Raw genomic sequence first — 24,696 nt, 5'->3', positions numbered from 1 at the left:
CAGGCGCTGGCGGCGCCTTTCGAAGCACTGCACTCCAGGGCACTGCACTTCACGGAACGGCGGGCCGCGGGGCCGGTAGGCGGGCCGGCGGACAGCCAAGGTACAAGTTTATCGCAGCACCGCAAACCGGCTCCGTGCCCGCTTAACGCCCGTGAAACCAACCGTTCAAGACCGGGAAACGGCAGGCGGTTAGGTTGGCACCATGACGACGCAGGGCAAGCTGTTTTTCGATCCCATCACCACCGGTCCGGACTCCGCGCGGGACCAGGACCGTAATGCAGGCTCGGCGGGCCGCGGCACCCAGACGGCGGTGGAGCTGAAGGCGCTGCGGGCGGCGTCGCTGGCCGCCGTCAGCAGGGATCTGGAGCGCATGCTCCGGGAGCGCGCACGCCAGCCCTTTCCCCGATGAAGCTGCGGTAACGGCATGATGTGTTCATGCGCAGCATCGAGCTGGTCCTGGACGCCTCTTCCGATTCCCTCATCAGGGCCGACTGGGCAAGGCTCGCCGCTGCCGGCGTTCCCAGCCAGGCGGGCCATACGTCCGCCAGCAACAGCCCGCATATCACCCTTGCCGCCGGCCAGGACCTGACGGTGCCGGACAACGCCGATGACCTCTGGCAGGGACTGCCGCTGGGCATCGGGTTCTCCGGAGTCCAGGTTTTCGCTTCGGGGGCCGGCAGGTATGTCCTTGCCCGCTCGGTTGCGGTAACGGCGGCACTTCTTGACCTGCACCGGGCCCTCCATGATCGGGCGGCAGGCGCATTGCCGCTCACCCGGCCAGATGCCTGGACGCCGCATGTCACCCTCGCCCGCCGGGTTCCCGGGCATCTCGTAGCGACGGCGCTGGACCTGCTTGAGCTGCGAATGGAGGCCCAGTGCACCGCCGCCAGGCACTGGGACAGCACCACCAGGACCATCACTTCCCTGGGACCTGGCGGCCAGGCGCTTCCCCGGGTCCCGGGCTAACCAGGGGCAAAGTGGCCATCACCGGGCTGCAGGACAGACCGGTTCGGCGGTACTTTCAGGAACCCCCTTAATGGGGCACTTTGGGGCTTGCCCGTGCGGAAGTTGGAGTTCTTGCCCCTATCATTGAGCTTGCGGGAAAATGAGCACTTTTTATCCTGCCGGCAAGTGTGAAAAGCCGGCATCTTGCGGGCGGCGGTCCGCACCTTTGAAGGGAATATCTATGGCGCGGAGCCCCGAGGAATCACTTAGGGCGACTCTGGGCAGAGTGGCACCCGGAACTCCCCTTCGTGACGGACTGGAGCGCATCCTCCGCGGCCGGACCGGGGCGCTGATTGTCCTGGGCTCGGACCGGACGGTCGACTCCATTTGCTCCGGCGGATTCGATATTGGCATCGAGTTTTCCCCCACCCGGCTCCGTGAGCTCGCCAAGATGGACGGCGCCATCATCTGTGACCGGGACGCCGGGAACATCCTGCGTGCGGCCGTCCAGCTGGTGCCCGATTCCAGCATTGAGACCCAGGAGTCCGGCACCCGGCACCGCACCGCCGAACGTGTTGCCATCCAGACCGGAGTCCCGGTCATCTCCGTCAGCCAGTCCATGCAGATCATCGCGCTGTACGTGAACGGCCTGCGGCATGTGCTCGAGGGCTCGGAGAAGGTCCTGGCCCGCGCCAACCAGGCCCTTGCAACCCTTGAACGCTACCGGTCCCGCCTTGACCAGGTGACCAGTTCGCTGTCGGCTCTGGAGATTGAAGCGATGGTAACTGTCAGGGACGTGGCGGTCACCCTGCAGCGGCAGGAAATGGTCCGCCGGATCTCCGAAGAAATTTCCCAGTACGTCCTGGAGCTGGGCGAAGACGGCCGGCTCTTGTCACTCCAGCTCGATGAGCTGACAGTGGGCCGGGGCCCGGGCAGCGACGTCATCATCCGCGACTACGCCAGCCCGGACGCCTCGCCCGAGGACATCGAAAAGGCCGTCAGCGCGCTGGTTAATCTCGGTCCCACCGAACTGATTGACCTCGGCAAGATTTCGGGCATCGTGGGGTTCGCCGGCGGGGAGGCGAACCTCGACGCCGTGGTCCAGCCCCGCGGCTACCGGCTGTTGTCCGGCCTGAAGGCGGTTCCCAAGGCTGTTGCCGACCGCCTGGTGGACCACTTCGGCGGGCTGCAGTTCCTGATGGCGGCCACCATTGACGACCTCATGACCGTTGACGGCATCGGCGACCAGCGTGCGCGCACGGTCCGGGAAGGCCTCAGCCGGATGGCAGAGGCCAGCCTGCTGGACCGCTTCCTGTAAAGACCCCGCGGAAAGTCAGTTCAGCTGGAAGACGGCTTTCGGGCTTGCCTTGGAACCCAGCTTGGCGGTGAAGATGTAGTACGCCCCGCCGGCACCGGGCTTGGCGTCCACCGCCTGGCACCCCTCAACGCTCCGGTTCCGGGGCCATGGGAAGTTGGCGGTTTCGCTGGCTCCCGGAGCGATCACCTTCACCAGGTCCTCGCTGGCCGCCTGGCAGTCCCTGGAAGAGAAGACCCTGTCCGGGCCGCTGGTCACCAGGAACTCCATCTGCGAGGTTCCGATATTCACCTGGCACGGCACCTCTCCCCCATTCGTCACCTTTAGGGTGAGCAGCGGGTTTTCGTCGGGCCCGTAGGCAGCCTTGTCCGTGGACGCGGAGACCGTTACGAGGTTCTGGTTGCAGGTTGGCGTTGCGGAGGGGGTCGGCGTGGGGGCGGCAGAGGCTGACGCAGACACGGACGGCGAGGCGGAGGGAGCGGCGGAAGCGGAACCGCTTGCCGGATCCGTGGACGACGCCTGCTCAGAAGCCCCGCGGAAGGCTCCGGCCAGGGCCAACCCGCCCACCACGAGAGCCAGGACCATCAGCAGCGCACCGCCAACCACGAGCCGCCGCCGGCGGTACACGGCAGGGCTGGGCTTCCGGACGCTGCTGGATCCGGATGCTGATGCCTTGCCGCGTGCTGATGTAGTGCCCTGCTTGCCCATTCTTCTAGGCTAGGGAACCGCCCGGGTTCTGCCCCGCCACCACGCCGCCGGGCAGCCAACGCTGTCGGTCACATCCGGTTTCGGGCCTGCAAAACCCATCCACTACAGTGTTGGAATCGACACCAAGACTTCCGCTCCAGCAGCCCCCGACGCCGCGCCAGGCACCGCGGGCGGGCTCCAGCAGCTTCACGCCAGCATCACCGGCTGGTTCGCCGAAACCGCACGCGACCTTCCCTGGCGCAGCCCCTCCTGCTCCCCCTGGGGCGTCCTGGTCAGTGAAATCATGCTGCAGCAAACGCCAGTGGTCCGGGTTTTGCCTGTCTGGCACGAGTGGCTTGAACGCTGGCCCAATCCCGCCGGGCTGGCGGGCGAACCAGCCGGTGAAGCCGTACGCGCGTGGGGCAGGCTCGGATATCCCCGCCGTGCACTGCGGCTGCACGCCGCCGCCGCGGCAATAGTCCGGGAGCATGCCGGCAAGGTCCCGGACACCTACCCGGAACTGCTCGCACTCCCCGGGGTGGGAAGCTACACGGCCGCCGCCGTCGCGGCTTTCGCCTACGGCCGCCGCGAAACCGTGGTGGACACCAACATCCGCCGGGTACACGCACGCCTGGTGACGGGGTCCGCGCTGCCTGCCCCCGCCCTGACCGCTGCGGAGATGCGCCTGGCCGCCTCGCTCCTGCCCCACGACGACGCCACGTCCGTGCGCTGGAACGCGGCAGTCATGGAACTGGGAGCCCTGGTCTGCACTGCCCGGGTGCCCAAATGTCCGGTGTGCCCGGTGAAGGACTCCTGTGCCTGGCTCGCGGCCGGCGAGCCCCCACCGTCATATGTTCCCAAGGGCCAGGCATGGCACGGCACCGACCGCCAGGTCCGGGGAGCCGTGGTGGCGGTGCTGCGCCTGGCCGATGCGCCCGTGCCGGCCGAGATGTTCCACCATGCCCCGGCGGACCTGGGTTACGCACCGGACGGTATCGGCGTGCCGCTGGCCGCGCTGCACCGGCTGAACCCGCCCCCGGAACAGCTGGAGCGGTCACTGGCGGGGCTGCTGGCGGACGGGCTGGCTGAACTGCATGACGGCGGATACCGGCTGCCTGTCTGACCCCCGCCGGCGGCGCTCGGCCGAACTATGCACGGGATGGCATACTTTCTGGTGACCGGAACCGGGGGATGCCTTGCGAATCATCTTGTACGTTGTCTGGGCGCTCTTCGTCGCCGCAGCTGTCTTTGCCATGGTCCACGCCGCACGGAAAACCCGTCGGCAGGAGCAGCTCATGGCACGCTGGCCCAAGGCCCAGGCAACTGTTACCGGCAGCGTTCCCGGCTGGACCAGCGGCGGGGGCGGCTCAAGCCGCAGCCGGCGGTTCTTCCCCACCTACCAGTTCAGCGATTCCTCCGGCACGCTGTACATGGGCAAGTCAGAGATTTCCCGGGCGGCGGAGCCCGTGCCCGGATCCCTTATCGAAGTGGCCTACAACCCGGACAATCCGCATGAATCCTTGCAGGTCTCCTCGGCGCCCCGGACCACGCTCGGCTGCCTTATCCCGTTCTTCGCCGTCTTTGCACTGGCGCTGTTCTGGTTCATCGGCATCTTCCCGCTCGACTGACGCCTTCCTCAGTCACCTTTTGGGTGTCAGCAGCATCCGGGCCATAACAATGGCGGTACCACTTGCCGTCTCCGGGCCCCACCCGCCCCCGCGCCGTCCTACCCTGAAGTATGCGCAGGCAGGGACTGCTTTTGGCTTTGGTGACGACGGCGGGGCTCGCCTCCGGCTGCGGACCCGGCGCAGTTGCGTGCCCGGCAATAGCCCAGGCCACGGTGGTCTCGGTTACGGTCACCGCGGACTACGCACGCCACGTCGACGCCCTCCATCTGAAAGCCTGCCAGGACGGCAGCTGCAAGGAGGCCGACGTCGAACTCCAGCCTGGCAGCGCCTCTATCGACCAGGGCTGCACTCCGGAAGGCGTCTGTTCGGCCACTGCCTCGCCGGACGGGACCAAGGTGGGGATGCTCATGCTGGACACCCTGACGGAAGCATTGATGACGGTGACGTCCTCCGGCCACGCGGCTGACGGGGCACCGTTGCCCGTGCATACCCTGGAGTTCCGGCCGAAGGCCGACTATCCGTTCGGAGTGCAGTGCGGAAAATTCATTTCCGCCTCCGTGATCCTGGACGGAACAGGCCTTCGCGAGCGCAGCTGAGGTAGCGTGCCCTTGACTAGAAAAGCGCCGGCTGGCTGAAGGGCTCCCCTGCCCTTCCCCGATCCGAAGACTCGACGCGCCATTCGAAACCCAGGTCCGCGAGCAGTTCCTCCACCGACGTCTGCCCGTCCAGCACTTCGATTGCCGGGTAGCTGCCTTCGGGATCCTGCCGTTCCATGCCATCGAGCTTATTCGCACGAGCAGGTGAAGCCTTTCGGAACACACCGCGTGGCAGGGATTTCGGCCGGAAGGGCCTTACGGCTCGCCAAAGCCCGCCTGCACCAGCCCGCCCACGTAGTTCACCGCCCGTTCGGCATCCGCTCCGCGGGCCTCCACATGCAGGACGGATCCCTTGCCTGCTGCCAGCGTCATGAGCGCCGTCATGGATGCGCCGTCTACGCCGTTGACGGTGACTTCGGCGTCCAGGGCGGACAGCCCGCCGGCGATCTTGGCCGCGGGCCGGGCATGCATGCCTGCCTGGTTGATGAGTTCGAAGTCGCCGGTGAAGTCCGGGCCCTGCCCGGTGACAGACCCTTCCAAGATCTCCCGCTGGGGCGGCGGGCCGGAATTTTGGGAGGGTCCACGGACAGCTTCCGCCGCACGCTTCACCGCCTGCACGTCCGCCCCGCCCTGCGCGGCCACGGACGCGGCCACCAGGCCCTCCACCAGCGGGGCATCGGCCAGCAGCACGCCGACCGGATCCTCGGCGAACTCCAGGGCGGATTCCGCTGTCATCACCGCCGACCCAAGATCCGTGAGGATCACGGTACCGTCACCTCCGGCGGCGTTGTCCAGGGCGGCAAGCACTTTTTCCAAGCTGGTGCCGATCCTGCCGTCGGCGGTGCCCCCGGCTGTCAAAACCAGCACGTCGGGTGCCATCTGGGCGGCCAGCTCCGCGGCGCCGTCGGCAATCTTTTCGCTATGGGACACCACCACAATGCTGACCGTCACGCAGCAGCCCCCACCGCAGCCCGGAAGATCAGCGCGCTGGATGCCGCTCCGGGGTCACGGTGGCCCGCGCTCCGCTCGCCCAGGTAACTGGCGCGGCCCTTGCGCGCCACCAGCGGATCAGTAGCCACGGCCCCGGCCTCGGCTGCCTCGGCGGCGGCGACCAGCACGCTCAGGACGTCCGGGCTGCCGGTGTCCGCGGCAGCCTTCGCGGCCGCGGCGGCGGGCGCCCAGGCATCCACCATGGTCTTGTCCCCGGGCTCCGCCTTCCCGCGGACCACGATCCCGTCCCGAGCGGCGCTGACCGCCGCGGCCCAGCCGGCGGGGTCGATTTCCGCGGCATCCCCCATGGTTCCGGCGGCCCTAAGGAAAGCGGTGCCGTAAAGCGGTCCGGCGGCCCCGCCCACCTTGGACATGAGCGTCATTGCCGCGAGCTTCAGCGCCGCACCCGGAGTCTCCGGCGGTGCTTCCGCCAACTTGTCCAGGACCGCCTGGAAGCCACGGTCCATGTTCTCGCCATGATCGGAATCACCGATCGCCCGGTCCAGTTCGATCAGCTCAACCCGGTGTTCGGCCATCGCCTGCGCGCACAGGGTCAGCCATTTCACTGCCCAGTTGACGTCCAGCACCACGGCTACGCACCCCACCGGAGGGCTGCGGTATGGACGGGCGCATCCCACAGTTCCGTCAGTTCGTCGTCCAGCCGGAGGACGGAGATGGAACAGCCCTGCATCTCCAGGGCCGTGATGTAGTTGCCCACCAGCGAGCGCTCAACCCGGGCACCCCTGTCCGCGAGGACCTGCGCGGCACGGCGGTAGACGATGTACAGCTCACTCAGCGGGGTGCCGCCCATTCCGTTGACAAAGAGCAGCACCCTGTCGCCCCCACTGATACCGAGGTCCGAAAGGATTGGCTCCAGCAGCCTGTCCGTAATGCCGTCCGCGCTTTCCAGCGGGATGCGGTGGCGGCCCGGCTCGCCATGGATTCCAATGCCGATTTCCACCTCGTCCTCGCCCAGGTCGAAGCTGGACGTACCGGCGTGGGGGACAGTGCAGGCGGAGAGGGCAACCCCCATGCTGCGGACATTGGCATTGACGCGCGAGGCTATGTCTGCCACCGCGTCCAGGCCGTAGCCGCGTTCGGCGGCCGCACCGGCGATTTTTTCCACCAGCACAGTCCCGCCCACACCGCGTCGTCCTGCGGTGTACAGGGAGTCCTCAACAGCAACGTCGTCGTTGACCAGGACGGTGCGGATGCTGATGCCTTCCGCCTCCGCAAGTTCCGCCGCCGTCTCGAAGTTGAGGACGTCCCCGGTGTAGTTCTTTACGATATGCACGACGCCGGCGCCCGAGTCCACAGCGAGGGTTGCGGGCAGGATCTGGTCCGGCGTGGGCGAGGTGAACACCGCTCCCGGTACGGCGGCGTCGAGCATCCCTTTCCCCACGAACCCGGCATGCAGGGGCTCGTGGCCGCTTCCCCCGCCGGACACGATGGCCACTTTTCCGCTGACCGGAGCGTCCAGGCGCCTGATGAACGTGGGATCCGTGCTAACCGCGACAAGGTCTGCGTGGGCCAGGCCAAAGCCCTGGACGGATTCGTCAACCACAGACTTGGGGTCGTTGATGAGTTTCTTCACGGCGGCTCCCGGCTGTGCTGCTGAAGGGTGTCTTTTCGACCCTACTACCGGGGCACGCCGGAACGGTAGGTTTCCGCTGGTGGGAGGCGAATGCGGCAAAGGGACAGCCCCCAATGACTGTCCCTTTGCCGGGCCCACATCCCGGCCCGCTCAGTTTATCCATCAAATCGACTAAAACCAAGGCCGGGGGCGGCAGTACATCAAGCGGCGGTCACTGGCATCCCTGGCGGGACAGGAAGGACGGCATGGCCGTGGCGGAAGAGGTTCTTCGGGTCAAACTCCGCCTTGGCTGCACCCAGCTCCTCATGCATCCCCTCCGGCCACGCGGTTGCGGCGAGCTCCGGGGCAGCCAGGTGGCCATGGAGGTTCACCAGGCTGCCTCCGGTCCCGTAAGGCTTGAGGGCAGCCAAGGCGGTGTCGACGGCCGCGGGTACCAGTTGCGCAATGGGAGGGGCCAGGACTCCCACGGTGAAGAAGGATAAGGCGGCGCCCCGGCCGCCAACACAGTCAGCGCCGGCGGATCCATCCCGCGGAGCCGAAAGCGCGCCGCCCATCAGCCGGATCTCGGTCAGCAGCAGCGGCGCCTGGCTTTCCGGGCCGGCAAGCTCCAGCAGCACGTCCTCCAGCCCGGGCCCGAAGCCCTTCAGGAGCATCCCGCCCTCCCGCACCGGCACAGGATGCTGTGGGTCCGCGTGGATCTCATCAACGCGGTCCTGCGAAAGCAACCCGACCGTATCCACCAAAAACGGAGCCGCGGCCCGCATCGGCGCAAGGACGGCCGCTCCCTCTTCCTCATCCCCCTGCCAGGCGAACCGCAGGTGCATAACGAACTGTCCGCGCAGGAAGCCCGGCACTTCTTCCAGCTCGGGCAACCGCAGGAATGCCAGCGAGGCGGACGCCTCCGGAGGCAGGCCCTGGGTCCAGCCGCGGAAACCGGCCAGGACTTCCCTGGCGTGGGCGCCGTCGTAGAAAATGCCGCCCGCATAAAGTTCTCCGGCCGGGAAGAGGGAGAACTCCATGGCGGTCACTATGCCGAAGTTGCCCTTGCCGCCCCGGAGAAGCGAGAACAGCCGCGGCTCGCTGCGGGCATCAACGCGCCGCAGCCTACCGTCAGGGGTGACCAGGTCGAAGGCGATGGCATGGTCGGACGCAAAGCCGTACTTCCGGCCCAGAAGCGGCAGTCCGCCGCCGAGGGTGTAGCCCACCACCCCAACGTCGGTGGTGGAGCCGCGCAGGCCCGTGAGGCCGAACGGGGCAGCAGCACGGAGGACATCGCGCCAGCGCACGCCTGCACCAACTCGGGCCGTCTGCTCATCGGGGTCGATGGACAACTCAAGCATGTGGCGGGTGCTGATCAGGAGCCCTCCCGTGATGGCATTGGCGGCGCCGTGTCCGGTGGACTGCACGGAAATGGACATGTCACGGGCGGAAGCCCACTTGACCGCAGCCGCGACGTCATCGGCGTCGACTGCGGCCAGGACCAGGTCCGGCGTATGCCGGGTGGCCAGATTGAAGGCGGCGGTTTCCGATTCAAAGGAAGCGTCGCCGGGGGAATAAACCAGCCCGCGGACAAGGAGTTGCAGTTCGGTTTTGGCCGTATGGGTAGGGAGGATCTGCATGTCTGGCTTTCACTAGTTGGGCTGCTCCCCAGCAAGCCTCGATCAGTTTATCCATCGAATGGATGGAAGAGAAGGGGTGAAAAATCATCCATAATGCCAAGCCCCAATGCTTCGGAGGGCCAACGCGGAAACGGCCGGGACATGCCTCCTAAAGGAAGCGGATCATGCGGGTGTTACCGAGGGTGTTGGGCTTCACCCGCGCCAGGTCCAGGAACTCGGCGACGCCCTCGTCGTGGGATCGCAGGAGCTCCGAGTAGACCTCGGGATCCACGGCGGACTGGTCCGCCATGACTTCGAAACCGTGCCGCTTGAAGAAGTCCACCTCAAAGGTGAGGCAGAAGACCCGGGCCACGCCCAGGGCGCGCGCTTCGTCGAGCAGGCTCTCCACGAGCACGTGACCCACTCCCCTGCCTCGCCAGTCCTCGGAGGCGGCCAGCGTGCGCACTTCAGCCAGGTCCTCCCACATGACATGCAAAGCCCCGCAGCCGATGACCTCGCCCTCACTGGACTCCGCGATCCTGAACTCCTGGAGGCTTTCGTAGTAGGCCACCGTTTCCTTTGCCATCAGGATCCGCTGGTCTGCCAGCGGCGCCACCAGCTTCTTGATGGCGGACACATCACTCGTACGGGCAGGGCGGATACGGAAGGAGTCGGTCACAGGCCAATCCTAGTTCGCCCGCGCTCAAGGGCGGCGCTAAGTCCGTCCCGGAGCCTGGAACCTGCCCTCACGCCAGAGCCACAGACCAGGGCGCTTCATAATGAGGGGTAGTAACAGCAATGCTTATGCTCGGACGGGCAAAACCGGGGCGACTCCGCAGACTTCCAAGATGCGGGCCGGCTGTGTTTGCGCAGGTGAAGGGCCACCCAGCAGTGTTTCGACTGTTACCCCCGTCACCCTATGGGCAACGTCGCCCGTCCCGGAGGAAAAATGGCTTTAGGCTCCCCAACCCTGTCAGGCAGCATTACCGAGGAAGAAGGACAGCGGGGACTTCGGCGCTCCATGGAGGCCCGGCACCTCGTGATGATTGCGATGGGAGGTGTCATCGGCTCCGGGCTTTTCCTCAGCTCCGGCTACACCATCGCCCAGGCCGGCCCGCTCGGCGCGATTATCGCTTATCTCATCGGGGCCGCAGTCGTTTACATGGTGATGGCGTGCCTGGGTGAACTCGCCGTGGCCTACCCGGTGTCCGGCGCCTTCCATATCTACGCCGCCAGGGCCATCGGCCCGGCCACCGGGTTTGCTACGGCATGGCTTTACTGGTTGTGCTGGGCGGTAGCACTTGGCTCGGAGTTCACCGCCGCCGGGTTGTTGATGCAGCGCTGGTTTCCGCAGGTTGATGTCTGGGTATGGTGCCTGGTTTTCGCCGCCGTCCTGTTCACGTTGAACGCCGTTTCCTCCCGCGTCTTTGGCGAATCTGAGTTCTGGTTTGCCCTGATCAAGGTCGCCGCAGTGATCGGACTGATCGTCCTGGGCGGCGCGGCTCTGCTCGGCTTCCATCCGCTGGCCGAGGACGGCTACCCGTCGCTGGGCGAGAACCTCAACACACCCCAGGGCCTGTTCCCCAACGGAGTTACCGGCGTATTGATAACCACACTTGCGGTCTTCTACGCTTTTTCCGGCTCGGAGCTTATTGGCGTGGCCGCCGGAGAAACAGTCAATCCCGCCGTCAACATCCCAAAGGCGATGCGGACCACCGTGATCCGGCTCCTGATCTTCTTCGTTGGCGCGATCGCCGTGATCGCCTGCACCGTCCCGTACGAGGAGACGTCGCTCGAGGCCAGCCCATTCGTCGTCGTCTTCTCGCAGCTGGGCATCCCCTTCGCCGCCGACATCATGAACTTCGTCATCATCACGGCGCTTCTGTCGGCGGGCAACTGTGGCCTGTTTTCCTGCGCCCGCATGCTTTTCTCACTCGCTGACGAGGGACATGCACCGAAAGCGCTGGGCAGGCTGACCAAGAGGGGCATCCCGATGCTCGCCCTGTGCGTCAGCATGCTGGGCGGCCTTGCCTCGCTGGTCAGCAGCGTCGTGGCACCCACCACGGTGTACCTGGTCCTGGTGTCCATCGCCGGTTTCGCGACCGTGGGCGTGTGGATGTCCATCACGGCGTCACACTTTTTCCACCGCCGGGCATTCCTGCGCGCAGGAGGCCGTCACGCTGACCTGGGCTACAAGGCGCCGCTGTTCCCGCTGCTGCCCATCACCGCGTTCCTGCTGTGTGTGATCTCGCTGATCGGCATCGGTTTCGACCCCACCCAGGCCACGGCGCTCTACTTCGGAATCCCATTCGTAGCGGCCTGCTACGCCTACTTCCACATCAAATACGGCCGAAAGCGCCCCGGCCAGGAAGCGGTGCGGTAACGGGAAGGAACTCCTGCCTGACCGCCGAGCGCGGCACGAGGTGGCGGGCATCAGGGATTTACGTAGGCGCCGTCAAAGCGACGAAGGAGCAGACGCCGGGAAATCTCTGATGGCCGCCACCGTACCTAGCCACGAAACAAACCGGAGGTGGCTAAAGTCCCAGCTCAGGCGGCAGCGCAACCTCCTTGCCCAGGACGTTTTTGGCCAGGAACGATTCCACAACCTGGTACCAGACTTTGGCGTGCTGCGGCTGGAGGACCCAGTGGTTCTCATCAGGGAAATACAGGAACCGGTGGGCGGTCTGGCCGTCGGCGTCGGCGGCCAGCTGGGATTTGGAGAGCAGCTCGTACCAAAGCCTCAGGCCTTCCCCGATGGGCACCCGGTAGTCCTTGTCCCCGTGGATGACCAGCATGGGGGTGCTGATCTTCTCTACATGGAGGTGCGGAGAGTTCTCCAGGGCCATCTCTTCCGTCATTTCCTTCAGCCAGTACTGGGAGGCGTCCGTGGTGGGGCCGAACTGGTCCAGGGCCCACAGGCTGGCATGGGTGACGATGGCGTCGAACCTGTCCGTTTGGCCGGCCACCCAGTTGGCCATGTAGCCGCCGAAGGAGCCGCCCATGGCAGCCGTCCGTGAGGCGTCAATGTCCGGCCGCTCAACGGCAACGTCCGTCACGGCCATGAGATCAGTAAAGGGTGCTTTCCCCCAGGCGCCCCATCCCCGCTGGATGTAGGCCTGGCCGTAGCCGGTGGAAAGCGCGGGGTCCGGCAGCAGCACCGCATAGCCGCGGGCAGTGAGAAGCCAGGGATTCCAGCGCCAGGTCCACGCGTTCCAGGATGCCAGCGGTCCGCCATGGATCCAGAGGAGCAGCGGGGCCGGGCTGCCGGGCGACGCTTCCTCCGGCAGGGCAAGGTAGGCCGGGACCCGCGACCCGTCCCGGGCCGTGGCCGCGATGCGCTGCAGGCTTCCCGGACACGCGGGCCTTTCCGCGGGTGCCGGCAGCCGCGTGGTTTCCCCTGTTGCCAGGTCGATGCGTACCGCTTCGGGAGGAAAGGCATAGGAGCTGCGCAACGCGTAGGCAACGCGCCCGTCCGGTGAAACCACGACGTCGGAGTAGGCCGCCGCGTCCTGCGTCACCCGGGAGACGCTCACTTCAGCGGCAGACGCCGGAAGGCTGATCCGGAAAAGGGGCGACGCGCCGTCGTCGTCTGCCGTGGCCAGGATGGCTGAACCGTCCGGCAGCCAGGCAGCCGGCTTGGCCCAGCGGTCCCAGTCGTGGGCCAGGGGCTGCAGGCCTGCGGCCCTATCGGCGGGGTTGGAGACGTCCAGCAGGTGAAGCTTGACCTCCGGCGCCTGGCGGGGCGTGGAGTCGCTCTCGCTGACAACCACCAGCGTCGTGCCGTCGGGGCTGACGGGGCCGGGAAAGTAGCTCACGCCTTCGTGATCCAGAAGCACCCTCATGCCGCCGGACGCCACGTCCACGGCCACGAGGACGGACCGGCTGTCCGCGCGGGCGAGTGGTTTGGTGAGGCTCGTGTAGATTGTCCTGCCGTCCGGGCTGGCAACGGTCTCCGCCTCCCGCAGCCGGGGCCCGGCGCCGGGCGTCAGGTTCCGCAGGGCCAGCGGTGCGGACGCATCCACCGTAGTCGGCTTGCCCGGCCCCCTGTCCTCTCCCGGTTCGACGGCGAAGATCCGCGGCTGCCCGGGCCCAAGGTCGGCGTCCCAGAACCTCACGGGATATTCACTGTGCAGGATCGCCGAGACCTTGTTGTCCTTGCGGGCTTTGCGGCGCCGGGCGTCGTCTTCCTCGTCGGCGGAGCCGGCCAGGACCTCGGCGGTCACGAAGGCGGCGTCCGCGTCCCTGGCCGTCAACACCCCGGCGACGCCGCCGGGCCGGTTGAGGACCACCCGCGCTTCACCGCCGTCGGCAGGAAGCAGCCAGAGGGCATTGACAGGATCCTCATCCGGGCTGTCCGGGTCGGGCCGGGCGGAGGTGAAGTAGACGTCGCCGTTCGCGGCGAAGGCGGCGCCGGCCTCGCCCTTGGCGCTGCGGGTGATGCGCCGCGCGTGCCGGTGGCCGGCCGGATCCAGCTCCCACAGCGCAGTGGCGAACTCGGTGCCTTTGCCGTTCAGGGTGCTGACGGTTGTGACAAGGCGGGATCCGTCGGGGCTCAGGGTAAGCCCGCTGACCCGGGGGATGGACAGGTAGTGGTCGAGGTCATGGAAAGGGGTCTGTGGTTGATCGCCCGGGATCGCCGGGTTCGAAATAGCCATGCCTCAGATTCAACACGTTTTGTGCCCGGCGGATTCAAGTGGTGGTTGCAACACGTTCTATGCGGCTGATTCTTCCAGTATTTGCTGGAGGGCTTGAGCGGGTGTTTTCCAGCCGAGGGTTTTGCGTAGGCGTCCATTGAGTCCGGCGGCGGCGTAGTCGAGGTCCTCGGGGGTGACTTTGGTGAGATCCATGCCTTTGGGGAAGTACTGGCGCAGGAGTCCGTTGGTGTTCTCGTTGCTGCCGCGCTGCCAGGGTGAGTGAGGGTCGCAGAAGTAGACGTCCGCTCCGGTGGCGATCTTCACGCGTTCGTGAATGCCGACCATCTCCGCGCCCTGGTCCCAGGTCAGGGACCGGCGCAGCTGGGCCGGGAGCGTGGGCAAGGTGTCCTGGATGGCGGCCAGTACCTGCTCGCCGGTGTGCCCGTTGGGCAGGTGCAAGAGCATCACGAAGCGGCTGCTGCGTTCCACGAGTGTTCCGATCGCCCCGGTGCCGGGGGTACCGATGATCAGATCGCCCTCCCAGTGTCCGGGCACGGCCCGGTCATCGGCCTCCGCCGGGCGTTCGCTGATCAGCAGTTCCTTCGGGACCCGGGGCCGGCGCACTCCCGCACGCCGGTTTGGCTGCCGCACGGCCCGGCCGGTGCGCAGGGCCGCGGCGAGCTCGGCCTTCAGCCCGCCGCGGCCCTGGATATAGATGCACTGATAGATCGTCTCGGGGCTGATGCGCATGCTCTCATCATCGGGGAAATCGATCCGCAGCCGGACACTGATCTGTTCCGGGGACAACCGTTCCCGGGCCGTCAGCATCCCGGCGACGTAGAGTGCCAAGGCCTCGTTGGAAGCCAGTTTCCGGATCTTAGGCCTGCGTGCCAGCTTCTGCGCCCGGTTTTGGGCCGAGGACGCCAGACAAGGGCGCTTGCCTTCATTACGGATGTTCCCGGCCCAGTTCCCTGCTGATCGTGGACGGGCTCCGACCCAAACGCCGGCCGATCTCACGCACCCCGCACCCGGCCGCCCGCCAGACGGCAATCAACTCGCGTTCATCAAAGGACAAGAACCGTCGGCAGGCAGGCCTAATTCCAGGATTCACTCCACCATGCTGACGGACGATCAGCCGGGCCGCTGACAGGGAAAGACCGGCCGCCTCTGCCGCCATCTCATCAGATGATCCAGAAGACCTCGCCTCCCAGAAAACCCGGACCACCTCACGCAACATCTCAGGCCGACCAAAACGTCCCACAACACCACCAATCACTCAGGTGTTGCAACAACCCCTTGAACCCGCCCCCCGCATCACAGCACCTGCGGCCGTTTCGCCATGCCGTGCGGCAGGGATGCAAAAGCCCCGCCGGCTCCTTTCGGAGCGGCGGGGCTTTTGTGGAGATGGAGTTAGACGCTCGGAGCGATCTCCGGGATGCGCGGCTTGGCGTTGCCGGCGAACGTGAACTTGGCGTCGTCGCCTTCGCCTTCCACGTCCACCACCACGATGTCGCCGGCGTGGATGTCGCCGAAGAGGATCTTCTCGGAGAGCTGGTCCTCGATCTCGCGCTGGATGGTGCGGCGCAGCGGCCGGGCACCCATTGCGGGGTCGTAGCCACGGGTTGCCAGGAGCACCTTGGCGGCCTTGGTGAGCTCGATGCCCATGTCCTTGTCCTTGAGGCGCTTCTCCAGGCGGGTGACGAACATGTCCACGATCTCGATGATCTCGTCCTGGGTGAGCTGCGGGAACACCACTACGTCATCCACGCGGTTCAGGAACTCGGGGCGGAAGTGCTGCTTGAGTTCCTCGGTCACGCGGGCACGCATCCGGTTGTAGCCGGTCTGCGTGTCGGTGCCGGACTGGAAGCCGGTGGCAACGCTCTTGGAGATGTCCCGGGTACCCAGGTTGGTGGTCATGATGATCACGGTGTTCTTGAAGTCCACCACGCGGCCCTGGGAGTCGGTCAGGCGGCCGTCTTCCAGGATCTGCAGGAGCGAGTTGAAGAGGTCAGCGTGGGCCTTCTCAACTTCGTCGAACAGCACCACGGAGAACGGACGGCGGCGGACCTTCTCGGTCAGCTGCCCGCCCTCTTCGTAGCCGACGTAGCCCGGAGGGGCACCGAACAGCCGCGAGACGGTGTGCTTCTCCGAGTACTCGGACATGTCCAGCGTGATGAGGGCGTCCTCTTCACCGAACAGGAACTCCGCGAGTGCCTTGGCCAGCTCGGTCTTGCCGACGCCGGTGGGGCCGGCGAAGATGAACGAGCCGCCGGGGCGCTTGGGATCCTTGAGCCCTGCACGGGTGCGGCGGATGGCCTGGGACAGTGCCTTGATGGCCTCGTCCTGGCCGACGACGCGCTTGTGCAGTTCCTCTTCCATCTTCAGCAGGCGCGAGGACTCTTCCTCGGTCAGCTTGAAGACGGGGATACCCGTGGAGTTGGCCAGCACCTCTGCGATGAGGTCCTCGTCCACCTCGGAGATGTCATCCATGCCGCCGGACTTCCAGTGGCGTTCCTTCTCGGAACGCTCGGCGATCATCTTCTGCTCCTTGTCGCGGAGCGAAGCTGCGCCTTCGAAGTCCTGCGCGTCGATGGCGGATTCCTTCTCCATCTTCAGCTTGGCGATGCGCTCGTCCATGGCCTTGAGCTCCGGCGGAGCGGTCATGCGGCGGATGCGCAGCCGTGCGCCCGCTTCGTCGATCAGGTCGATCGCCTTGTCCGGCAGGAAGCGGTCCGAGATGTAGCGTTCGGCGAGGCTGGCGGCAGAGGCCAGGGCGCCGTCGGTGATGGTGACGCGGTGGTGTGCCTCGTAGCGGTCACGCAGGCCCTTGAGGATCTCGATGGCGTGCGCCACGGAGGGTTCCTTGACCTGGATCGGCTGGAAGCGGCGCTCCAGCGCGGCGTCCTTCTCGATGTGCTTGCGGTACTCGTCCAGCGTGGTGGCACCGATGGTCTGCAGCTCACCGCGGGCCAGCATGGGCTTCAGGATCGACGCAGCATCGATGGCGCCTTCGGCGGCACCGGCACCAACCAGGGTGTGGATTTCATCGATGAACAGGATGATGTCGCCGCGGGTGCGGATCTCCTTGAGGACCTTCTTCAGGCGCTCTTCGAAGTCACCACGGTAACGGGAGCCTGCCACCAGGGAACCGAGGTCCAAGGTGTACAGCTGCTTGTCCTTGATGGTCTCCGGGACGTCGCCGCGGACGATCGCCTGGGCAAGGCCTTCGACGACGGCGGTCTTGCCGACCCCGGGTTCGCCGATGAGCACCGGGTTGTTCTTGGTGCGGCGGGAGAGGACCTGCATGACGCGTTCCATCTCCTGCTCGCGCCCGATGACCGGGTCCAGCTTGTTCTCACGGGCAGCCTGGGTCAGGTTGCGGCCGAACTGGTCCAGGACAACGGAACCGGCGGGAGCGCCTTCGGGCTGGCCCGACCCGACGCCGGCGCCGGTGCTTTCCTTGCCCTGGTAGCCGGAGAGGAGCTGGATGACCTGCTGGCGCACGCGGTTCAGGTCGGCACCCAGCTTCACCAGCACCTGGGCGGCAACGCCCTCACCCTCGCGGATGAGGCCGAGCAGGATGTGCTCGGTGCCGATGTAGTTATGGCCCAGCTGGAGTGCCTCGCGCAGCGAGAGCTCCAGTACCTTCTTGGCACGGGGAGTGAAGGGGATGTGCCCGGACGGCGCCTGCTGGCCCTGCCCGATGATCTCCTGCACCTGCTCGCGGACGCCGTCGAGCGAAATGCTCAAGGACTCAAGAGCTTTGGCGGCAACGCCCTCACCCTCATGGATCAGACCCAAGAGGATGTGTTCGGTACCAATGTAATTGTGGTTCAGCATGCGTGCCTCTTCTTGGGCAAGCACAACTACGCGACGGGCACGGTCCGTAAATCGCTCAAACATTTCGCCACACTCCTAGCTACGACGTACTTTGATGCTACGTGGCGGGCCCGGACTTGTGGAGCGTGTTCGCCACAGGGGAAACCCGCACAGTTCGGGAATATCCCGCAGGCGTTCCCTCCCGGCCCGTCCCGGCCACCGGGGACAGGGCGGAAAACGGCCTCCGCCTCCTGTTAAAGAGCCCGTTGGCGAAGGTGGTGCCGGCTTTCAAAAGTACTGCAGCATCCCTATGCAGGCTGCGCCGGTAAATTGCACCGAGCTCGCCACCGGACCCCTCCTCTTTTTTGTGCGCGGAAACAGAAAAACCCTGCTTCCCGGTGAGGGGAAGCAGGGTTTAACCAGATCCTGGCTGCTGCTAGGAATTTGCCTTTTGGTAGGCTTCCTGGATTTCCGCCTGAATTCGGCCCCGGCTGTTTACGGTGTACCCGTTATCCCGGGCCCACTGCCTAATCTGGGCTGAATCATTGCTGCGGCCGCCGGCCGGAGCCTTGGGCGTGCGGGCGGCGGTGCGGCCTCCCGATGCCTTCCGTGCAGCGGCTATAAAGCGCTCCAGGGAAGACCGGAGTTCAGCAGCATTCGCCGCCGAAAGGTCAATCTCGTAGTTCGTCCCGTCAAGGCCGAACTTCACATTCTCGTCTGCGGATCCCCCATCCAGATCATCAACGAGGATGATGTTTACTTTCTGTGCCATTTAACGTCTTCCTCTTGGAAAGGGTGGTTTTTCAGAAAAGCAGGATGTTTCCCTAAAAAGTATGACTCTCTTTATGGCAACGCGTCAAAGCGCCTAATGGTTCCATGGGGATAACCGCAGAAGATTAGGGGTTTTTATTTGGCTTCGGGGCCCGGCTGGCCGGACGGCGGCTCGTCGGCCTGCCGGCGTTCGGCGGACTCTGCCGCCCGCGCGTCGGCCTCGGCCTGGGCACGGGCTTCCGCCTGCCGCTCTGATTTGTCGGCGTTGAAAATCGCCTTCATGGCAAACCAGAAAAGGAGGCCCACCACTACGGAGGGCAAGAGGACTGCTACATATTCCATTCCTACTGGCCTTCGGGCTTCAGCAGGGGGAAGAGGATTGTCTCCCGGATGCCTGCGCCGGTGAACAGCATCACCAGGCGGTCGATGCCCAGCCCGATGCCGCCCATGGGCGGCGCGCCGTACTCCAGCGCCCGCAGGAAGTCCTCGTCCAGCTGCATGGCCTCGTCATCGCCGGCGGCGGCGTGGCGGGACTGCTCCGTGAGCCGCTCGCGCTGGATGACGGGGTCGATCAGTTCGGAGAAGGCCGTGCCGCGTTCCATGCCGCCGATGATCAGGTCCCAGGCTTCGATGAGCCGGCCGTCCTTGCGGTGCGGGCGTGCCAGCGGCTGGGCGGAGGGCGGGTAGTCGTAGACAAACGTGGGGTTCAGCAGGGTGGGTTCCACGATTTCGCCGAAGAGCTCCACGGCCAGCTTTTCGGCGTCCCACTTGGGGTCCACCTTGACCTCGTGCTTTTCCGCCACTTCGCGAAGCACCTCAAGCGGGGTGTCCGGAGTGATTTCCTGCCCGACGGCGTCGGACAGCCCCGGGTAAACGGCAAGCCAGGCCCACTCGCCGTCGAGGTTGATCTCGCCGGCCTCGGTCTGGATGGTGCGGCCGGCGCCCACGGCGTCAGCGGCGTCCAGGATGATCTCCTTGATGCGCTCCGCCATGACGAACTGGTCAGCCCACGCCTCGTAGCACTCAAGGGTGGTGAATTCGGGGCTGTGGGTGGAGTCAACGCCTTCGTTCCGGAACACGCGGCCCATGTCGTAGACGCGGTCGATGCCGCCCACCACAGCCCGCTTCAGGTACAGCTCGGTGGCGATGCGCAGGGTCATCTTCTGGTCGAACGCGTTCATGTGCGTCTCGAACGGACGGGCCAGTGCGCCGCCGTGGACCAGGTTAAGGATGGGGGTTTCGACTTCCACGTAGTTGTGGCGGAACAGCGTTTCGCGGATGGAGCGGGTGATGGCAGCGCGGGTGTACACCATCTCGCGCGCTTCGTCGCGGACCATCAAGTCCACGTAGCGCTGCCGGACACGGGTTTCCTCATTGAGTTCGGCGTGCAGCACCGGCAGCGGGCGCAGCGCCTTGGAGGCCATGGCCCAGGAGTCGGCCATGATGGAGAGCTCGCCGCGGCGGGAGGAGATGACCTCGCCCTTGATGAACACGTGGTCACCAAGGTCCACCAGGGCCTTCCAGTCGGCGAGCGCTTCCTCCCCGATGCTGGCCAGGCTGAGCATGGCCTGGAGGCGGGTTCCCTTGCCGTCGGTGCCGCCCTCCTGGAGGGTTGCGAAGCAAAGCTTTCCGGTGTTGCGGATGAACACAACCCGGCCGGTGACGCCAACGATGTCTCCGGTGGTGTCGTCCGCCTCGAGGTGGGCGTACTTTTCACGGATCTCGGCGAGCGAATGCGTCCGCTCCACTCCCACCGGATAGGCCTCCGTACCGCGCTCGATCAGTTTGGCGCGCTTCTCCATGCGGATCCGCATCTGCTCGCTGGCGTCGAGGGGCTCGGGGGCGTTCTTGGGGGCGGGGGTGTTTTGGGAAGTCACAGTCATCAAGTTTACCGGGACTTCGCGCGGCCGCCCCCGCCTAGGATGGGGCGGGTGAAAGAACGGTTCCTTCCAACCCACGACGGCGGCCGCCTGGCCTTGTACAGCTACGGCACGGTGGATGCCCCGGGGGAACGCCGGGTGGTGCTGATCGGTGGAGCGTTCCTGACGGCCCTGATCTACCGGCCGTTCTCCATCGCCCTCGCCAAGGGCCTGGGGGAGGGCTGGGCAGTGGACGTGTACGACCGCCGGGGACGCGGCCGTTCCTCCGAACAGCCGGCCGATTACAGCATGGGCACCGAGATCGCCGACGTCCGCTCGGTCCTGGACGCCACGGGTGCCAGGAACATTCTGGGCCACAGCCTGGGTGGCTCCGTGGCATTGAACGCGGTCCAGGAGTTCACCGGAAGCCCGCATGTCCCGGACAAGCTCGCCGTGTACGACGCAGCCGTGAACATCGACGGCAGCATCGATACCGCCTGGCTGGACGGGTTTGAGGACGCGGTCAACAACGGCAGGGTGGGCCACGCCCTGGCGCACATGAAGAAGGCGACATCACCGGGGTCGGCCCTGGCCCGTATCCCGGAGCCCGTCCTTGCCGGGCTGATGGCGTTGCTCTCACGGACCAAGGTCAACAGGATGTTCCGCGAGGTGATGCCCAGCGGCGTGGGCGAACTGCGGGCCGCCTACAAGGAGGCCGACCATGCCAGGGACTTCAGCGTGCTGCCCGCCAATACCCATTTCATGGCCGGCGGCAAGAGCCCCAGCTACTACAAGGTCACGGCGGAGCGGCTGCACGCCGCCGTTCCGGGGAGCACCTACGAGCTCTCCCCCAAGGGTTTCCACGGCTCGATCCCGGCGGCGGTCAACGAACTGGTGACGGACATCTCGGAGTACTTCAAAGGGTGAGCCCACCCCCGTAGTTTTTGTCCAGAAATGGCTACCTCGACGGCTTGGGACTCACCGTATCTGGACAAAAACTCAGAAGGCACCGCGCGTTTCTCCTGAACCGCATCCGGGCGGCGTGATGCTGACGCCCAGCTTGCTCCGCTAGGCTCGGACCATGACGCGTGAGAACATCAGGACCCCCGACGGCGGCACTCTGGAGCTCTTCTCCACCGGCGCGGAACTTGCTTCCGCCGGTTCGGGCGTAGTGATCATCCCGCCCTCCATGGTCACCGCGGCCGACTACACCAAGTTCGCACAGAAGCTCAGCGCAGCCCTGGGCCGCCCGGTGCACACATTCAACCGCCGGGGCCGGGGATCGTCGTCGCCCCAGCCGGAGGATTACACGCTGGATGTGGACATCCGCGACCTGGACACCGTCATGAAACACACGTCCAGCACGGATGTCTTCGGCCACAGCTTCGGCGGCGCCGTGGCCCTGCACGCGGCGCGGACCCTGCCGGTGGAGCGGCTCGCCGTGTACGACCCCGCCGTCTCCGTCAACCATTCCGTCAAGGCGGAGTGGATCGCCGAGTATGAGGCCGCGGCTGCCGCCGGTGATGACGACCGCGCCCTCGCCGTGATCCAGCGGGGGCTCGAAGAAGGCGGGCCATTCTCGTCCCGGATGCCGCTGTCCATGCTGACCCTGGCCAACAAACTGACCGCCGGCACGTCCGAGGGCAAGCAGCAACGCGAACTGATGCGCACCGGCGTCCGCGAAATCAAGGCGATCATCGCCGCGGACATGCCGGCCGAACCCTTCCTGGCGTTGCCGCTGGAAACCCTGATCGTGGTGGGCGAGAAGAGCCCGGCCTACTTCGGAGTGGCGTGCGGCCAGATCCACGACGTCCTCTCCGGTTCCAGCTACACCATCCTTCCCGGGTATGGGCACGACGGCGCCATTAAGGCACCGGACGTCCTCATCAAGGAGCTGGCGGAGTTCTACGCCGGGTAACAAAGCAAAGAAGCCCTTGCATCCCGGAGGGGTGCAAGGGCTTCTTTGCTTGCCAGTCAGTGCCCCGCGCCGTGTCCTGCGGTTACGCCTTCCGTCTTGCGCATCATCGCCGAAAGCACGACGGCGGCAAAGGCTATGACGGTTGCCGTCAGGAAGGCGGCGCTCATCCCGGCGACGAGGCCCGACGTCGCGGACACCACCGCGAAGATGGATACCAGCAGCGCCGTCCCGGCCGCACCCGCCACCTGCTGCGTGGTGCTCATGATCGCGGAACCGTGCGAGTACAGGTGCGGCGGGAGCGGGTTCAGGCCGGTGGTGAACGCGGGAGTGAACAGCAGCGCCAGCCCGAAACTCAGCCCCACATGCAGGGTGACAATCCACCAGACTGCCGTGCCGGCGTCGAGCATTGAAAACTGCCACAAGGTGAGAACCATCAGGATGGAACCGGTGACGGTGAGCGGCAGCGGGCCCACCTTGTCGAAGAGCCGACCGATGACTGGGCCCAGCAGGCCCATCGCGAGGCCGCCCGGGAGCAGCGCGAGGCCCGTTTCGAGGGATCCCAGGCCGCGGATTTCCTGGAGGTAGAGCGGCAGCAGGATGACGCCGCCGAACAGCGCCATCATGGCCACCACCATCAGCAGCACCGAGACGGTGAACATCCTGAAGTTGAACGCACGGAGGTCCAGCAGCGGGGCCTCGGCCTTTTGCAGTCGGACCTGCCGCAGGACGAAGACTGCCAGGCTGGAGACGCCAATCACCAGTGCCGCGATGGCACCCGCTCCCGGACCGGCCTGCCCGCCGTGGCCGCCGCCGATCTGGCTCAGGCCGTAGACCAGCCCGCCGAACGCGGGAACGGTCAGCAGGACGGAAAGGAAGTCCAGCTTGGTCCGCTCGGCTTCGCCAACGTTGGTGAGGTATTTGGCACCGATTGCCAGCGCGGCCAGGGCCACGGGCAGGACGAACACGAACATGAAGCGCCAGGTGAAGTGCTCCAGGATCAGGCCTGAAACCGTCGGCCCCATGGCCGGCGCCACCGAGATGGCGATGCTGACGTTGCCCATCACGGCACCGCGCTTGGCCAGCGGCACCAGCGTGAGGATGGTGGTCATCAGCAGGGGCAGCATGATCGCGGTGCCGCCTGCCTGGATGATGCGGGCGAGCAGCAGGACCTCGAATCCGGGTGCCACGGCCGCGAGGGCGGTGCCGCCGGCGAAGAGCCCCATGGCCAGCATGAAAACCTTGCGGGTGGACAGGCTCTGGAGGATGAAGCCGGTGGTGGGAATGACCACTGCCATGGTCAGCATGAACCCGGTGGAGAGCCACTGGACGGTGGGGGCATCCACCTGCAGGTCGACCATGAGCCGCTGGAGGGCGACGTTCATGATGGTCTCGTTGAGGATGACCACGAACGTGGCCACCAGCAGCGTGCTGATGATGGTCACGGACTCCCGGGACATCTTCTCCGGCGCGGCGGGCTGTATTCCTTCGGATTGGACGGACTGGCCGCTGGCGTTCGGCGAGACTTCGGTAGACATGAGTGTTCCCTCAGGGAGAGTAATGAGTGTGATGCGCGGACCTGGCCGCTGCAGATGCCAACACTCTACCGGTTGGAGTAATTCCTCCGCGCGGGATCTTTTTCAAACCCTGAGGGAACAGAAGGTGTCAGGCGGTCTGGCCTGCGTGCTGGCCTTCGGAGATTTCCTCCACCAGCTTGCTGTTGAATGCGGGAAGGTCGCCGGGGTTGCGGCTCGTCACCAGGCCCTGGTCAACCACCACTTCCTGGTCCGTCCAGTTTGCCCCGGCGTTCTTCAGGTCTGTTTCCAGCGTGTGGTAGGACGTGACGTTCCGGCCGCGCACCACGCCGGCCTCGATGAGCACCCATGGCCCGTGGCAGATGGAGGCAACGGGCTTGTGCTGCTCAAAGAAGCTCCGGGTGAAGCTCTGCGCATCCTTGTCCACGCGGAGGTGGTCCGCATTGACCACGCCGCCCGGCAGGACCAGGGCGTCGAAGTCGGAGGCGTTAGCCTCGGCAACAGTGAGGTCTACGTCAAAGGTGTCGCCCTTTTCCGTGCCCTTGAAGCCCTGCAGCTTGCCGCTCTTGAGGGCCACGAGCGTTGGCTGTCCGCCGGCGTCCTTCACGGCCTGCCAGGGGCTGGTCAGTTCAACCTGCTCCACGCCGTCCGCCAGCAGGAATGCAACCTTCTTGCCTGCAATGTTGTGTTCTGACATTGTTCCTCCTCATCTGAGGCGGCCCAGGCCCGCTTTTGGCGCGCCAAGTTCCGCCACGAGAGTTGTTTGCCTGACAGCTACCAGCCTAGGAAGCCCGAAAGTAATAAGCAAGC

The 24,696-nt window shown here is 65.9% G+C and carries 23 protein-coding genes and 1 pseudogene; 9 read left to right on the top strand and 15 right to left on the bottom strand.

Features of this window, described 5'->3' with window-relative positions:
- The first annotated feature begins 202 nt into the window (after positions 1 to 202).
- From AC5RU7_RS12990 to disA, 3 genes are all read left to right on the top strand, one after another.
- Entirely contained in the window at positions 203 to 409 is a 207-nt protein-coding gene (locus AC5RU7_RS12990; RefSeq protein ID WP_494052575.1) for a hypothetical protein, read from the top strand.
- 26 nt (positions 410 to 435) lie between these two features.
- Entirely contained in the window at positions 436 to 966 is a 531-nt protein-coding gene (locus AC5RU7_RS12985; RefSeq protein WP_494052574.1) for a 2'-5' RNA ligase family protein, read from the top strand.
- A gap of 220 nt (positions 967 to 1,186) precedes the next feature.
- Positions 1,187 to 2,263, top strand: coding sequence for a DNA integrity scanning diadenylate cyclase DisA (gene disA / locus AC5RU7_RS12980; protein WP_009357808.1), 1,077 nt, complete (start codon positions 1,187 to 1,189; stop codon positions 2,261 to 2,263).
- 15 nt (positions 2,264 to 2,278) lie between these two features.
- Here disA and AC5RU7_RS12975 read toward each other — a convergent pair whose 3' ends face one another.
- Positions 2,279 to 2,968, bottom strand: a complete 690-nt coding sequence (locus AC5RU7_RS12975) for a hypothetical protein (protein ID WP_494052573.1) — start codon at positions 2,966 to 2,968, stop codon at positions 2,279 to 2,281.
- 283 nt (positions 2,969 to 3,251) lie between these two features.
- Here AC5RU7_RS12975 and AC5RU7_RS12970 point away from each other — a divergent pair, with 283 nt between their 5' ends.
- The 3 genes from AC5RU7_RS12970 (at position 3,252) to AC5RU7_RS12960 (ending at position 5,171) form a co-directional block, all read left to right on the top strand.
- Entirely contained in the window at positions 3,252 to 4,070 is an 819-nt protein-coding gene (locus tag AC5RU7_RS12970) for an A/G-specific adenine glycosylase (protein WP_494052572.1), read from the top strand.
- Positions 4,071 to 4,143: 73 nt separating this feature from the next.
- A complete protein-coding gene (locus AC5RU7_RS12965) occupies positions 4,144 to 4,575 on the top strand; it encodes a DUF3592 domain-containing protein (RefSeq protein ID WP_494052571.1) in 432 nt (143 codons plus the stop codon).
- A gap of 110 nt (positions 4,576 to 4,685) precedes the next feature.
- Positions 4,686 to 5,171, top strand: a complete 486-nt coding sequence (locus AC5RU7_RS12960; protein WP_494052570.1) for a hypothetical protein — start codon at positions 4,686 to 4,688, stop codon at positions 5,169 to 5,171.
- A 16-nt stretch (positions 5,172 to 5,187) separates the two neighbouring features.
- Here the strand turns inward: AC5RU7_RS12960 and AC5RU7_RS12955 are convergent, their stop codons facing one another.
- The 6 genes from AC5RU7_RS12955 to AC5RU7_RS12930 form a co-directional block, all read right to left on the bottom strand.
- Positions 5,188 to 5,349 (bottom strand): hypothetical protein, encoded by a 162-nt coding sequence (locus AC5RU7_RS12955; RefSeq protein ID WP_494052569.1) that lies wholly within the window; start codon positions 5,347 to 5,349, stop codon positions 5,188 to 5,190.
- Between the two features lie 77 nt (positions 5,350 to 5,426).
- Complete coding sequence (gene dhaM / locus AC5RU7_RS12950) at positions 5,427 to 6,122, bottom strand: dihydroxyacetone kinase phosphoryl donor subunit DhaM (RefSeq protein WP_494052568.1); 696 nt, start codon at positions 6,120 to 6,122, stop codon at positions 5,427 to 5,429.
- Entirely contained in the window at positions 6,119 to 6,751 is a 633-nt protein-coding gene (gene dhaL / locus AC5RU7_RS12945; RefSeq protein ID WP_494052663.1) for a dihydroxyacetone kinase subunit DhaL, read from the bottom strand. The genes dhaM and dhaL overlap by 4 nt, the downstream gene beginning before the upstream one ends.
- 2 nt (positions 6,752 to 6,753) lie before the next feature.
- Complete coding sequence (gene dhaK / locus AC5RU7_RS12940; protein WP_494052567.1) at positions 6,754 to 7,755, bottom strand: dihydroxyacetone kinase subunit DhaK; 1,002 nt, start codon at positions 7,753 to 7,755, stop codon at positions 6,754 to 6,756.
- Between the two features lie 200 nt (positions 7,756 to 7,955).
- Positions 7,956 to 9,374 carry an FAD-binding oxidoreductase gene (locus tag AC5RU7_RS12935; protein ID WP_494052566.1) on the bottom strand — a complete coding sequence of 473 codons (1,419 nt, stop codon included), beginning with the start codon at positions 9,372 to 9,374 and terminating at the stop codon, positions 7,956 to 7,958.
- A gap of 148 nt (positions 9,375 to 9,522) precedes the next feature.
- The gene (locus AC5RU7_RS12930) at positions 9,523 to 10,032 is read right to left on the bottom strand and encodes an amino-acid N-acetyltransferase (protein ID WP_494052565.1); all 510 of its coding nucleotides are present in this window, start codon (positions 10,030 to 10,032) and stop codon (positions 9,523 to 9,525) included.
- Positions 10,033 to 10,302: 270 nt separating this feature from the next.
- On the opposite strand from AC5RU7_RS12930, the gene AC5RU7_RS12925 reads away from it, so the two are divergent.
- Positions 10,303 to 11,736 (top strand): amino acid permease, encoded by a 1,434-nt coding sequence (locus AC5RU7_RS12925; protein ID WP_494052564.1) that lies wholly within the window; start codon positions 10,303 to 10,305, stop codon positions 11,734 to 11,736.
- Positions 11,737 to 11,887: 151 nt separating this feature from the next.
- Here AC5RU7_RS12925 and AC5RU7_RS12920 read toward each other — a convergent pair whose 3' ends face one another.
- From AC5RU7_RS12920 to lysS, 6 genes and pseudogenes are all read right to left on the bottom strand, one after another.
- Positions 11,888 to 14,008 carry a S9 family peptidase gene (locus tag AC5RU7_RS12920; RefSeq protein WP_494052563.1) on the bottom strand — a complete coding sequence of 707 codons (2,121 nt, stop codon included), beginning with the start codon at positions 14,006 to 14,008 and terminating at the stop codon, positions 11,888 to 11,890.
- A 57-nt stretch (positions 14,009 to 14,065) separates the two neighbouring features.
- Positions 14,066 to 15,224 (bottom strand): annotated as a pseudogene (locus AC5RU7_RS12915) (IS30 family transposase).
- Positions 15,225 to 15,397: 173 nt separating this feature from the next.
- Positions 15,398 to 17,890 (bottom strand): ATP-dependent Clp protease ATP-binding subunit, encoded by a 2,493-nt coding sequence (locus AC5RU7_RS12910; RefSeq protein ID WP_494011867.1) that lies wholly within the window; start codon positions 17,888 to 17,890, stop codon positions 15,398 to 15,400.
- Positions 17,891 to 18,242: 352 nt separating this feature from the next.
- Positions 18,243 to 18,578: a histone-like nucleoid-structuring protein Lsr2 gene (locus tag AC5RU7_RS12905; RefSeq protein WP_494011868.1), complete on the bottom strand. Its 336-nt coding sequence runs from the start codon at positions 18,576 to 18,578 to the stop codon at positions 18,243 to 18,245.
- Positions 18,579 to 18,712: 134 nt separating this feature from the next.
- A complete protein-coding gene (locus AC5RU7_RS12900; protein WP_494052562.1) occupies positions 18,713 to 18,919 on the bottom strand; it encodes a hypothetical protein in 207 nt (68 codons plus the stop codon).
- A gap of 2 nt (positions 18,920 to 18,921) precedes the next feature.
- On the bottom strand, positions 18,922 to 20,460 hold the full coding sequence (gene lysS / locus AC5RU7_RS12895) for a lysine--tRNA ligase (RefSeq protein WP_494011870.1): 1,539 nt from the start codon (positions 20,458 to 20,460) through the stop codon (positions 18,922 to 18,924).
- 48 nt (positions 20,461 to 20,508) lie between these two features.
- Here lysS and AC5RU7_RS12890 point away from each other — a divergent pair, with 48 nt between their 5' ends.
- Positions 20,509 to 21,363 carry an alpha/beta fold hydrolase gene (locus AC5RU7_RS12890; protein ID WP_494052561.1) on the top strand — a complete coding sequence of 285 codons (855 nt, stop codon included), beginning with the start codon at positions 20,509 to 20,511 and terminating at the stop codon, positions 21,361 to 21,363.
- A gap of 154 nt (positions 21,364 to 21,517) precedes the next feature.
- Positions 21,518 to 22,354, top strand: coding sequence for an alpha/beta fold hydrolase (locus AC5RU7_RS12885; RefSeq protein WP_494052560.1), 837 nt, complete (start codon positions 21,518 to 21,520; stop codon positions 22,352 to 22,354).
- A 56-nt stretch (positions 22,355 to 22,410) separates the two neighbouring features.
- Here the strand turns inward: AC5RU7_RS12885 and AC5RU7_RS12880 are convergent, their stop codons facing one another.
- Together AC5RU7_RS12880 and AC5RU7_RS12875 are read right to left on the bottom strand one after the other, a co-directional pair.
- A complete protein-coding gene (locus AC5RU7_RS12880; RefSeq protein WP_494052559.1) occupies positions 22,411 to 23,889 on the bottom strand; it encodes a DHA2 family efflux MFS transporter permease subunit in 1,479 nt (492 codons plus the stop codon).
- Positions 23,890 to 24,016: 127 nt separating this feature from the next.
- Complete coding sequence (locus AC5RU7_RS12875; RefSeq protein WP_494052558.1) at positions 24,017 to 24,583, bottom strand: type 1 glutamine amidotransferase domain-containing protein; 567 nt, start codon at positions 24,581 to 24,583, stop codon at positions 24,017 to 24,019.
- Positions 24,584 to 24,696: the final 113 nt, after the last annotated feature.

Source organism: Arthrobacter sp. K410C, assembly GCF_059090105.1.
Note: the sequence above shows the minus strand (reverse complement) of the source record. Positions and strands in the feature narration are given on the sequence as shown.

Excerpts from the sequence above, each read along its gene's own strand:
- AC5RU7_RS12975 (WP_494052573.1), bottom strand. The coding sequence starts at position 2,968 with ATGGGCAAGCAGGGCACTACATCAGCACGCGGCAAGGCATCAGCATCC.
- AC5RU7_RS12910 (WP_494011867.1), bottom strand. The coding sequence starts at position 17,890 with ATGTTTGAGCGATTTACGGACCGTGCCCGTCGCGTAGTTGTGCTTGCC.
- AC5RU7_RS12935 (WP_494052566.1), bottom strand. The coding sequence starts at position 9,374 with ATGCAGATCCTCCCTACCCATACGGCCAAAACCGAACTGCAACTCCTT.
- AC5RU7_RS12985 (WP_494052574.1), top strand. The coding sequence starts at position 436 with ATGCGCAGCATCGAGCTGGTCCTGGACGCCTCTTCCGATTCCCTCATC.
- AC5RU7_RS12960 (WP_494052570.1), top strand. The coding sequence starts at position 4,686 with ATGCGCAGGCAGGGACTGCTTTTGGCTTTGGTGACGACGGCGGGGCTC.
- disA (WP_009357808.1), top strand. The coding sequence starts at position 1,187 with ATGGCGCGGAGCCCCGAGGAATCACTTAGGGCGACTCTGGGCAGAGTG.
- AC5RU7_RS12900 (WP_494052562.1), bottom strand. The coding sequence starts at position 18,919 with ATGGAATATGTAGCAGTCCTCTTGCCCTCCGTAGTGGTGGGCCTCCTT.
- AC5RU7_RS12885 (WP_494052560.1), top strand. The coding sequence starts at position 21,518 with ATGACGCGTGAGAACATCAGGACCCCCGACGGCGGCACTCTGGAGCTC.
- AC5RU7_RS12875 (WP_494052558.1), bottom strand. The coding sequence starts at position 24,583 with ATGTCAGAACACAACATTGCAGGCAAGAAGGTTGCATTCCTGCTGGCG.
- AC5RU7_RS12990 (WP_494052575.1), top strand. The coding sequence starts at position 203 with ATGACGACGCAGGGCAAGCTGTTTTTCGATCCCATCACCACCGGTCCG.
- AC5RU7_RS12880 (WP_494052559.1), bottom strand. The coding sequence starts at position 23,889 with ATGTCTACCGAAGTCTCGCCGAACGCCAGCGGCCAGTCCGTCCAATCC.
- AC5RU7_RS12925 (WP_494052564.1), top strand. The coding sequence starts at position 10,303 with ATGGCTTTAGGCTCCCCAACCCTGTCAGGCAGCATTACCGAGGAAGAA.
- lysS (WP_494011870.1), bottom strand. The coding sequence starts at position 20,460 with ATGACTGTGACTTCCCAAAACACCCCCGCCCCCAAGAACGCCCCCGAG.
- AC5RU7_RS12905 (WP_494011868.1), bottom strand. The coding sequence starts at position 18,578 with ATGGCACAGAAAGTAAACATCATCCTCGTTGATGATCTGGATGGGGGA.
- AC5RU7_RS12920 (WP_494052563.1), bottom strand. The coding sequence starts at position 14,008 with ATGGCTATTTCGAACCCGGCGATCCCGGGCGATCAACCACAGACCCCT.
- AC5RU7_RS12970 (WP_494052572.1), top strand. The coding sequence starts at position 3,252 with ATGCTGCAGCAAACGCCAGTGGTCCGGGTTTTGCCTGTCTGGCACGAG.
- AC5RU7_RS12955 (WP_494052569.1), bottom strand. The coding sequence starts at position 5,349 with ATGGAACGGCAGGATCCCGAAGGCAGCTACCCGGCAATCGAAGTGCTG.